Source organism: Mesorhizobium sp. Mes31 (genome assembly GCF_024519675.1).
Taxonomy (GTDB): domain Bacteria; phylum Pseudomonadota; class Alphaproteobacteria; order Rhizobiales; family Rhizobiaceae; genus Mesorhizobium.
The window spans coordinates 1-674 of sequence record NZ_JALJRL010000063.1 but is presented as its reverse complement, the minus strand read 5'-3'; the positions used below and the strand labels follow the sequence as shown (position 1 = coordinate 674).

Sequence of the window (674 nt, the reverse complement as noted above, 5' to 3'; positions counted from 1 at the left end):
GTCTATTGCGGATTTCGCGACGAAACGAATGCCCGGAACTTCCCGGGACTCAACTTCTCCGGGGAAGAACTGGCCGAGGGCGTCCGCTTCGCGCATGACCACGGCAGCAAGGTTCTGGTCGCTATCAACACCTTCGCGCGGGTCAATGATGTCGACCTGTGGAAGAAGGCCGCGGACACGACGGCCGAATGCGGCGCTAACGCGATCATCGCGGCGGACATCGCCGTCCTCGATCACGTCGCGAAAAACCACAAGCAAGTTCGTCTTCATCTCTCCGTACAGGCAGCGGCCGCGACGCCGGAAGCAATCGGATTCTACGCGACCAGTTTCGGCATCCGTCGCGTCGTCCTGCCGCGGGTGCTTTCGGTTCAGGAGATCGCGGCGCTCAACCGTGCGATCGAAGTGGAAACGGAGGCATTCGTGTTCGGCGGCCTTTGCGTGATGATCGAAGGCCGATGCTATCTCTCTTCATACGCGACAGGAAAATCGCCAAATCTGAATGGCGTCTGTTCGCCACCCGAAATGGTGAGTTACGACGACGAGCCGAACAGCACGGCGGCGCGGCTTTCAGGGTTCACGATCGACCGCTACGAGCCCGGCGAGCCGGTGGGCTACCCCACATTGTGCAAGGGCAAATTCAAGGCCGGCGGCAAGACCTCCTATTTGTTCGAGGA

1 protein-coding gene is annotated in these 674 nt (G+C 60.4%); it reads left to right on the top strand.

Features of this window, described 5'->3' with window-relative positions:
• The coding region (locus NR193_RS33295; RefSeq protein WP_256754886.1) for a peptidase U32 family protein at positions 1-674 on the top strand (674 nt) is incomplete at both ends.